Origin of the sequence: Flavobacterium sp. W22_SRS_FK3 (genome assembly GCF_052113665.1) — a bacterium.
Classification (GTDB): Bacteria; Bacteroidota; Bacteroidia; order Flavobacteriales; family Flavobacteriaceae; genus Flavobacterium.
Window position 1 is genome coordinate 1 of sequence record NZ_JBGQOF010000044.1, and the last position, 9,954, is coordinate 9,954.

The 9,954-nt window shown below is 33.4% G+C and carries 6 protein-coding genes and 3 tRNA genes; 3 read left to right on the top strand and 6 right to left on the bottom strand.

The annotated features are described in order from the left end of the window. Window positions 1–3: 3 nt before the first annotated feature. Both ACEN2I_RS19680 and ACEN2I_RS19685 read right to left on the bottom strand, forming a co-directional pair. Window positions 4–74: transfer RNA gene (locus ACEN2I_RS19680), tRNA-Gln, on the bottom strand. A gap of 105 nt (window positions 75–179) precedes the next feature. Beyond that, window positions 180–250, bottom strand: a tRNA-Gln gene (locus tag ACEN2I_RS19685). Window positions 251–496: 246 nt separating this feature from the next. Between ACEN2I_RS19685 and ACEN2I_RS19690 the strand changes: the two genes are divergently transcribed. Further along, window positions 497–3,778, top strand: coding sequence for a glycosyltransferase family 117 protein (locus tag ACEN2I_RS19690; protein WP_441767792.1), 3,282 nt, complete (start codon window positions 497–499; stop codon window positions 3,776–3,778). Window positions 3,779–3,869: 91 nt separating this feature from the next. Then, the gene (locus tag ACEN2I_RS19695) at window positions 3,870–4,505 is read left to right on the top strand and encodes a polysaccharide deacetylase family protein (RefSeq protein WP_441767793.1); all 636 of its coding nucleotides are present in this window, start codon (window positions 3,870–3,872) and stop codon (window positions 4,503–4,505) included. Window positions 4,506–4,534: 29 nt separating this feature from the next. Here the strand turns inward: ACEN2I_RS19695 and ACEN2I_RS19700 are convergent, their stop codons facing one another. Continuing rightward, entirely contained in the window at window positions 4,535–4,840 is a 306-nt protein-coding gene (locus ACEN2I_RS19700; RefSeq protein ID WP_441767794.1) for a thioredoxin family protein, read from the bottom strand. 72 nt (window positions 4,841–4,912) lie between these two features. Then, window positions 4,913–6,148, bottom strand: coding sequence for a metallophosphoesterase (locus tag ACEN2I_RS19705; RefSeq protein ID WP_441767795.1), 1,236 nt, complete (start codon window positions 6,146–6,148; stop codon window positions 4,913–4,915). A gap of 196 nt (window positions 6,149–6,344) precedes the next feature. On the opposite strand from ACEN2I_RS19705, the gene polA reads away from it, so the two are divergent. Continuing rightward, on the top strand, window positions 6,345–9,185 hold the full coding sequence (polA, locus tag ACEN2I_RS19710) for a DNA polymerase I (protein ID WP_441767796.1): 2,841 nt from the start codon (window positions 6,345–6,347) through the stop codon (window positions 9,183–9,185). A gap of 76 nt (window positions 9,186–9,261) precedes the next feature. Here the strand turns inward: polA and ACEN2I_RS19715 are convergent, their stop codons facing one another. Continuing rightward, window positions 9,262–9,717 (bottom strand): hypothetical protein, encoded by a 456-nt coding sequence (locus ACEN2I_RS19715; protein ID WP_441767797.1) that lies wholly within the window; start codon window positions 9,715–9,717, stop codon window positions 9,262–9,264. Window positions 9,718–9,879: 162 nt separating this feature from the next. Next, window positions 9,880–9,953 (bottom strand) — tRNA-Thr (locus ACEN2I_RS19720). Window position 9,954: the final 1 nt, after the last annotated feature.

Genomic DNA, 9,954 nt, shown 5'->3' on the forward strand with positions numbered 1-9,954 from the left:
ATGTTGGTCTACTAGGACTCGAACCTAGAAAGACTGCACCAAAAACAGTTGTGTTACCATTACACCATAGACCAGCAGTACTGTTAAGCGGGTGCAAAATTAGAACTTTATTTAATTTATCCAAATTTAAACCAAACTTTTTTGCATAAAAAAAGCCTCTCGTTTGAGAGGCTTTTATGTTGGTCTACTAGGACTCGAACCTAGAAAGACTGCACCAAAAACAGTTGTGTTACCATTACACCATAGACCAGCAAATACTGTTAAGCGAGTGCAAATTTAAGGGTTTATTTAGTTTACGCAAACTTTTTGACCAAAAAAAATCATTTATTTTATTTTTTCTTTCTTCAAAAATCTCATCACAACCCCAAGCAACTCATAAACAATACATTACTTTTTAAAGATAGTTTTGTAGAATTTTATGTTAATGCTGGTTTCTTTACATAAAAAAACATTTTCTTTGTAGGATAGAAAACATACAAAATTTTAACATCTAAATATGGCACAATTCAATTTCAACAAATGGAATACAATTATTGGTTGGTTTGCATTTGCAATCGCTTTAATTACTTACACACTAACTGTTGAACCTACAATGAGCTTCTGGGATTGTGGCGAATATATTGCTACAGCCGCCAAACTTGAAGTTGGTCATCCACCCGGAGCACCTTTATTTCAAATGATGGGTGCTTTTTTTGCCATGTTTGCAATCGACGATCAACATGTTGCATTGATGGTAAATATGATGTCTGTCTTTTCTAGTGCTTTTACCATTTTATTCCTGTTTTGGTCCTCCTCAATGATTTTAAAAAAAATTGTTGCCCGTTTTGCTGAAATCGATCAAAATAATTCAATTGTAATTTTAGGGAGTTCCTTTGTTGGAGCTTTAGCATATACATTTTCAGACAGCTTTTGGTTTAATGCTGTTGAAGCAGAAGTTTATGCCATGGCTTCATTATTAATTGCCTTACTTTTTTGGCTAGGATTACGTTGGGAGCAAGATATGGACGAACCAAAAGGGAATAAATGGCTACTAATCATCTCACTTGTTATTGGTCTTTCATTTGGTGTTCACTTTATGGCATTATTAACCATTCCTTCAATAGGTTTCTTATACTATTTTAAGCATTACGAAAAGGTGACCATCAAAAATTTCATCATAGCAAACATTGTTGTTATTGGAATTTTACTATTCATTTTCAAACTGCTTTTACCGTTAACCATGGCTTTCTTTGGTAAAACAGAAATATTTATGGTAAATAGCATGGGCTTGCCATTTAACTCAGGAACCATTTTTGTTGCTTTGCTTTTTATTGCTTTCTTTTATTTTGGGTTAAAATTCACAAAACAAAAGGGATTAATTTTCTATAATACTATTATTCTTTGCATCCTATTCATTTTAATTGGTTTTTCTACCTGGATGATGCTGCCTGTACGTGCAAATGCCAATACAGTTATCAACGAAAACAAACCATCAGACGCAATAGAAGTTTTGGCATACTATAATCGTGAACAGTATGGCGTGAATCCATTGTTTTACGGGCCTCAATATACAGAAGTTTTTGCCGGATTGGATGAAAAAAACCCTTATCTGGACAAAAAACCAAACTATGAAAGAGATTATAAAACTGGAAAATACATTATTACCAATAATTATAAAAATGCAGAACAGAATAGTGATGACAATCAAAAAACGATTCTGCCTAGAATGTGGAGTACAGAAACTGGACATATTCAAAATTACATCAATTTCACAAATCCTCCTCAGTTCAAAATAAATCCTAATTACCCTTATGAAGATGATTTAGGAAAATACGGAATTGATGCCAATCAATTAAGTGAAGAGGAATACAGCAAAGCTATTGCACAACTGCGTAATGAAGTTGAAAAAACAGTCCATGAATTTAGACAGGCTTATGCCCAAAAACAAATTGACAACGAAGGTTACGTAAAATTTTTAAGAAGTTATGGAGATTATTTAATTATCGAAAAACCAACAGCCGTTGACAATTTTAGCTTTATGTTCGAATATCAGTTTGGATACATGTATTGGAGATATTTAATGTGGAATTTCGCTGGACGTCAAAGCGATGTTCAGGGAAAATACGATAATCTGGATGGAAACTGGATTAGCGGAATTAAGCCATTAGATTCATTTCATTTGGGCTCTCAGGACAAATTACCTTCAGATGTTTTAAATAACAAAGGAAGAAATGTTTATTTTTTCTTGCCGTTTATTTTAGGCCTTATTGGTCTTATGTACCATGCAAATAAAGATCTTAAAAGCTTTTATGTTCTTTTGGCATTATTTTTATTCACAGGAATTGCACTTAAAATTTACCTGAACGAAAGACCTTTTGAACCTCGCGAAAGAGATTATGCGCTAGTAGGTTCGTTTTATGTTTTTGCAATTTGGATAGGCTTCGGAGTATATTCTTTATATGAAACTATTCAAAAATATCTTGCTCCAAAAATTGCAGGCCCGATTATCATTGCAGCAAGCTTATTAGCAGCTCCAGTTTTAATGGCTTCTCAAAACTGGGATGATCATGACAGATCTAATAAATATACAGCTGTTGCAATGGCAAAAGCATATTTAACATCATGTGATAAAAATGCCATTTTATTTACTATAGGAGATAATGATACCTTCCCGTTATGGTATGCTCAGGAAATTGAGCATATTAGAACCGATGTTAAAATCGTAAATACGAGTCTTTTCATGACCGACTGGTATATTGATCAAATGAAGTCCAAAGCATACGAGTCTGACCCATTACCAATATCTTTTTCACATGATGAATATGTAGGTGATAAATTAGATTATGTCGCACACATTCCAAAAGTAGAAACCCGTTGGGACATTAATGATTTTATAAGTTTTATTAAAAACCCTAAATCAACAGTTGGACTACAAAACGGGCAGACAATACATTTTTACCCAACAAATAAAATTAGAATTTCGATTGATAAAAACACAATTATCAAAAACAAGGTAGTCAATCCTAAATACAATGACTCTATCGTTCCGTATATGGATATTGATATCAAAGGAAGTGCGATATATAAAAATCGACTAATGATGTTAGATATTTTAGCTAATAACAATTGGAAAAGACCAATTTATTTTAGTGGAGGAGCTTTTGACGATGATGACTATCTATGGCTAAAAGATTACTTACAGCTTGATGGAATGGCATACAAATTAGTTCCAATCAAAAACAGTCCTTCAAAAGACAGAGGCCCAATGGACATGGGGCAAATTGATGCAGATAAAATGTATGACATTGTAATGAAGTGGGATTGGGGAAATAGCGAAAGTGATAAAATCTATCATGATCCTGAAACAAGAAGAAACAGCATCACTTACAGAACGAACCTTTCACGTTTAATGGATCAGCTTATTGTTGAAGGCAAAATAGATAAAGCTAAAAATATCATCAATTTGGCAATTACAAAAATGCCGTTAGACAAATTTGGATATTACTCTTTAGTAGAACCTTTTACCGGCGGTTATTATAAAGTTGGCGAAAAAGAAAAAGCACGTGATTTACTGAATAAGTTAGTTCAGAAATACAAAGAAAATCTTAATTATTATGCAACTTTAAGCGGTGGTGACCAATCTGATTTAGCCATTGATATCATAACTGATATTGAACGTTACAGAAGCCTTCTTCAAGTTATGAAAGAAAACAAAGATTTGGCTTTTTATAATAATCACAAAACAATCTTTAACACTTATGTAAACATGTTTGAACGTTTTGGCCGTGAAAAAGAATAATATACGAAAAATATACTGATTAAAAAAATGCAGCACTATTAGATAAATAGCGCTGCATTTTTTAATTTTACATATCTCTAAATTTTTCAAAATGAGCTTTTATTGGGTCAAAACGAATTCATTCATAAAAAGAATATTTTCTAAATATTGTTGGGACATTCCAAACAAAGAAAAGAAAATATACCTCACATTTGATGATGGACCAACTCCTGAAATTACGGATTGGGTTTTATCCGAATTAAAGAAATTTGATGCAAAAGCAACCTTTTTTTGCATTGGAAAAAACATTAACGCAAATACTTCCTTATTTGAAAAATTAATTGCAGAGGGACATTCTATAGGCAACCATACAATGAACCATGCAAATGGATGGAAAAGCAAGACTAACGATTATATTGAAAATGTAAAAAACTGTGCTGCTGTATTAGCAGGCAGAAAACTGAGCAGCCTATTATTTCGTCCTCCTTATGGAAAAATCAAAAAGGCTCAGTCTAAAATTTTACGAAATTTAGGTTACAAAATAGTAATGTGGGATGTTTTAAGTGCCGATTTTGATCAAAGCATTACTCCTGAAAAATGCCTGCAAAATGTAACTAAAAATGTAAAATCAGGGAGCGTAATTGTTTTTCATGACAGTATAAAAGCGTCGCAAAATTTAAAATTTGCGTTACCTAAAACATTACGTTTTCTGAAAGAAAATGGATTTGTATTTGATGTTGTTAACTAACAACACCTATGATGGAAGAAAGAAAATGTTTATGAGCCTAATAACTGTTCCTGAACAATTCCGATAATAGTATTCGCATCCAATTCTCCGGACTGCCTCCAGATCATTTGTCCTTCTTTATAAATCATCAAAGTAGGAAGGCCTTTAATTCGTAAAGCTTCAGCCAATTCCTGATTTTTATCAACATCAATTTTAATTACCTTGGCTTTATCACCAAGCGCAGCCGCAACATCCTTAATTACAGGATGCATAGAAACTGACGATTCATTCCAGTCTGTGTAAAAGTCAATTAACACAGGGACCTGAGCATTTATTAGTTCTCCAAATTTTGACATAAAACCAAAAATTTAAATTTTTAAATCTACAAAAAGAGATTATCGTTATACAAATGTAGCATTTTTACCGAATTAAGCCACATTCTTACCTTTTTTTAGTTCAATGACTGTGATTTCAGGCATGATGCCAACTCGTCCGGGATAAGCATGAAACCCAAAGCCTCTGTTTACATAAACATATCGTCCAACATTTTCATATAGACCCGCCCATTGCTTATAAATATATTGTGCCAGACTCCATTTAAAATATCCAGGAATTTCTATACCAAATTGCATTCCATGGGTATGGCCTGACAATGTTAAATGGAAGTTTTTAGGATGTTCTTTAATTTCTGCATCCCAATGACTTGGATCGTGACTCATTAATATTTTAAAATCATCCTGATTAACATATTGTGATGCCTTATTTAAATCTCCCGCTTTCTTAAAATTCACACCCCAGTTCTCTACTCCAATCAATGCGATTTTATCATTACCTTTTTGGATATAAGTATGCTCGTTCAACATCAATTTAAATCCAATTTGTCCATAAAGGCTCTTTATTTCCTGAAAATTTTCGTCTTTTTGTTTTTCTGAAGGCCAGGTAACATACTCACCATAATCATGGTTCCCTAAGATAGAAAATTTTCCGTATTTATATTCTTTTATTCGGTTAAAAGTAGTCAACCATGGATGCATTTCTTTAGCGTGTGTATTCACAATATCACCTGTAAATAAGATCATATCTGATTCCTGCTCGTTAATTAAATCAATGGCATAATTTATTTTTTGTGGATTATCAAAACTTCCGCTGTGAACATCTGAAATCTGAGTAATTCTAAATCCATCAAAAGCATCTGGCAAATCAGGAAAAAAAATCGTTTGCTTAAATACTTTAAAGTTATATTTACCTTCAAAAATTCCATAAATCAAAGACAAAAAAGGAACAGCCGCCAAACCTAAAGCTATCTGACTGATAAATTTACGCCTATCCGGCATCATTTCTTTTCTTGGCGCATTATACATGAAATAATTTAAAAGACTTGCCCCTATTCTAAAAATATCTTCTCCAAACATTACAAGTGTCAGAACAATTTTTGGTACATAAACCAATAACATTAAACCCATTGTAAACATGGTTTGTTTTGTTTGTCCAACGGAACGATCAAACTGTGTAAATGAGTAAATAATAAAAGCCAGAAGAATTAAACTTACAACCTGATAACCAATCAATGCCCATCTTAGCTTAATTAAAGTACGAAAGGCTTGATAGGAATAGAACTCAATAAATAAAAAAAGAGCACAAAGAATTACAAAACGAAAGATCATTAATTTTAGTTTTAAGCAAAGTAACAAATAAAGGATATTTTACAACTGAACATTATCAAAATTTTAACTAGAAACAACGCCTTTTACAAGAATCTAAATTCGTTTATTAAATTATAGATTAAGCATTGCATAATTTCAAATAACAAATTAGTTTTTAAAACCCAATTGCTTATTTTTACAGACTAATATTTTTTCTATGTCAACTCAAAAACGCCTTTTTCTTCTAGATGCTTATGCACTTATTTTTCGTGGTTATTATGCTTTTATAAAAAATCCCCGAATTAATTCAAAAGGAATGGATACATCAGCAATCATGGGTTTCATGAATTCGCTTTTGGATGTTATTAAACGTGAAAAACCGGACCATTTAGCCGTAGCTTTTGACAAAGGCGGAAGTCATGTGAGAACAGAAATGTTTGTCGAATACAAAGCCAACCGTGACGCAACACCTGAGGCGATTAAAATTGCCATTCCATATATTCAGGATTTATTAAGAGCCATGCATATTCCCATTATTGAAATTGAAGGTTGTGAAGCGGATGACTTAATTGGGACCATTGCCAAACAAGCCGAAAAAGAGAACTACAAAGTTTTTATGGTTACTCCCGATAAGGATTTTGCACAATTAGTTTCCGAAAATATATTCATGTACAAGCCTGCGAGAATGGGAAATGGTATTGAAATTTGGGGTATTCCCGAAGTTCTGGCAAAATTTGAAATCGAAAGACCTGATCAGGTAATTGATTTTCTTGGGATGATGGGAGATGCTGTCGATAATATTCCTGGATTACCGGGAGTTGGTGAAGTTACCGCTAAAAAATTCCTTAAAGAATTTGGTACGATGGAAAATCTTCTTGATAATACGCATTTACTAAAAGGTAAGATGAAAGAAAACATCGAAGCCAATAAAGAGAAAGGAATTTTATCTAAAAAACTGGCTACTATTATATGTGATTGTGATGTTGTTTTTAATGAAAACGATTATGAACTTTCACGTCCGGATATTGAAAAAACTGATGCTATTTTTCAGGAATTGGAATTTAGACGAATGGCCGAACAATTTGACAATTTGTTCAAAGTTGGCGGAGGTAATGAATTAGCCAGTAAAGGTGACGAAGCCAAATTATATAAAAAACCACAACCTAAAAATGAAGATCAGTTTGATCTCTTTGGAGGCGGTGCAACAATAGACGAAAACACTGAAGAAAGAACTTCGTTTTACAATACTTTAGAAAACACACCCCACTCTTATCAGGCTATTGAAGGTGATTTGGGAATTAAATTACTGTTGCAAAATCTACAAAAGCAGATTTCGGTTTGTTTTGACACTGAAACAACTGGCTTAGATGCCTTGCATGCAGAATTGGTTGGCATTTCTTTCTCTTATGAAAAAGGAAAAGCTTTTTATGTTCCGTTTCCGGAAAGCCAGGAAGAAGCTCAGGTTTTAGTAGACAAATTTAAACCATTTTTTGAGAATGAAAACATAGAAAAAATTGGTCAGAATTTAAAATACGATTTAAAAATCCTTTCGAATTATGGCGTTAACGTAAAAGGAAAGCTTTTTGATACCATGATTGCACATTATCTTATAAATCCGGATATGCGACATAATATGGATATTTTATCTGAAACCTATTTAAAATATTCTCCTAAATCTATTGAAACCTTAATTGGAAAAAAAGGGAAAAATCAAATTTCGATGCGCGACGTTGCGCTTGAAGACATTAAAGAATATGCTGCAGAAGATGCTGATGTGACTTTCCAATTAAAAGAAATTTTCACCGCTGAATTAGACAAGACCGAAACCAAAAAATTATTTGACGAAATCGAGATTCCGTTAGTAAGCGTTTTGGCTGCTATGGAAACAGAAGGTATTCGTTTGGACGTGGAGTTTTTAAAAGCAATGTCTACCGAAATGGATTTTGAAATTAAAACTTTAGAACAAAATATCTACGAAAGTGCTGGCGAGAAATTCAATTTAGCTTCTCCAAAACAATTGGGAGATATTTTATTTGATAAACTAAAAATTGGAGGAGCAAAACAAAAGAAAACCAAAACAGGCCAATACGCAACAGGTGAAGAAGTTTTGACCTACTTGGCCAACGACAACCCAATTGTAAAAGAAATTCTGGACTGGCGACAAATGGTTAAATTACAGAGTACTTATATTTTAGCTTTACCGGAACAAGTTGACAAAAAAACCTTGCGTGTTCATACAGATTATATGCAAACGGTAGCAGCAACAGGACGTTTAAGCTCTAATAATCCCAACTTGCAAAACATTCCGATTCGAACCGAGAGAGGTCGTCAGATTCGTAAAGCCTTTGTAGCCCGCGATGAAAATCATACTTTAATTTCTGCGGATTACTCACAGATTGAATTAAGAATTATTGCGGCTCTAAGTGGTGAAGAAAATATGATTAAAGCTTTTCAGGATGGAGAAGATATTCATAAAGCAACTGCTGCAAAAGTTTTCGATGTGCCATTGGAAGAAGTTTCACGCGAGCAAAGAAGCAATGCTAAAACGGTAAACTTCGGAATTATCTACGGTGTTTCTGCTTTCGGATTAAGCAACCAAACCTCTTTATCAAGAAGCGAAAGTGCGGCTTTGATAGAAGCTTATTACAAAACATATCCAAGATTAAGATCTTACATTAATGAGCAAATTGAATTTGCACGGGAAAAAGGTTATGTACAAACGATTTTAGGCCGTCGTCGTTATTTAAAAGATATTAACTCAGCAAATGCTGTAGTTAGAAGTGCCGCTGAACGAAATGCTGTCAATGCACCCATTCAGGGAAGCGCTGCCGATGTGATAAAAATCGCAATGATCAACATTCATAAAAAACTGACAGAAGAAAACTGGAAATCAAAAATGCTGCTTCAGGTTCATGATGAACTCGTATTTGATGTACACAACGACGAATTAGAGAAAATCCAGCCTATGATTAAACACGAAATGGAAAATGCTTTTATAATGGCAGTTCCTTTAGAAGTAGAATTAGGCCTGGGCAAAGATTGGTTGCAAGCGCATTAGTAAAGTTGTTTTTCCGCACAACCAAAAACGTCCTGAAAAATTCAGGACGTTTTTTTTATACCTTAAACAGCAATTATTAAGATAATAATCCCCCAATAACTGCAAATACTAATATCAATCCATATAATATCATAATAGATAAAGTGAATATTCCAATAAATTTATAGTGTGATTTTAAATACTCAAAGGAATTAGTCAGTGCTTCCGAATCATTTTCTCTAAAAGCTCTTTTTGCATTTGCTGCGAATTTATTTAAGTAATAAACTGGAAAAAAATAAATTCCTGCCAGAGCAAAATAAACAACTCCTATCATCACACCAAAAGAACCTCCCACACTACCCATTCCAGGAACCGTACTCCCCAGGGTTGAAAAAAGAGTACCGGCAAACAAAGCTATAATAACCATAATTCCAACACCTATAAATCCAAGTATAGATAAAAAATAGGCCCATTTTGCGGTTTCTTTTAAAAAGTCTTTTGCAGATTGTTCGAGATGCAGCTCAAATTTTTCAAAAACTGAAGTTTCTTCCATTTGTATATTTTTTGGTTAAGTAACAAACATAAGAAAATTAATGTTATAATTTTTTAAAATTACTAAGGATGAAGCCGTTACTTTGCACATGATCAATTAAAATTGTCCTTTTCAGATTACCCAAAAAAAAACCATCACTAAAAAGTGATGGTTTAAAATCTGAGCCGGCGGAGGGACTCGAACCCACGACCTGCTGATTACAAATCAGCTGCTCTAGCCAACTGAGCTACGCTGGCG

Coding starts and splice junctions, on each gene's coding strand:
- ACEN2I_RS19690 (WP_441767792.1), top strand. CDS start 497: ATGGCACAATTCAATTTCAACAAATGGAATACAATTATTGGTTGGTTT.
- ACEN2I_RS19695 (WP_441767793.1), top strand. CDS start 3,870: ATGAGCTTTTATTGGGTCAAAACGAATTCATTCATAAAAAGAATATTT.
- ACEN2I_RS19700 (WP_441767794.1), bottom strand. CDS start 4,840: ATGTCAAAATTTGGAGAACTAATAAATGCTCAGGTCCCTGTGTTAATT.
- ACEN2I_RS19705 (WP_441767795.1), bottom strand. CDS start 6,148: ATGATCTTTCGTTTTGTAATTCTTTGTGCTCTTTTTTTATTTATTGAG.
- polA (WP_441767796.1), top strand. CDS start 6,345: ATGTCAACTCAAAAACGCCTTTTTCTTCTAGATGCTTATGCACTTATT.
- ACEN2I_RS19715 (WP_441767797.1), bottom strand. CDS start 9,717: ATGGAAGAAACTTCAGTTTTTGAAAAATTTGAGCTGCATCTCGAACAA.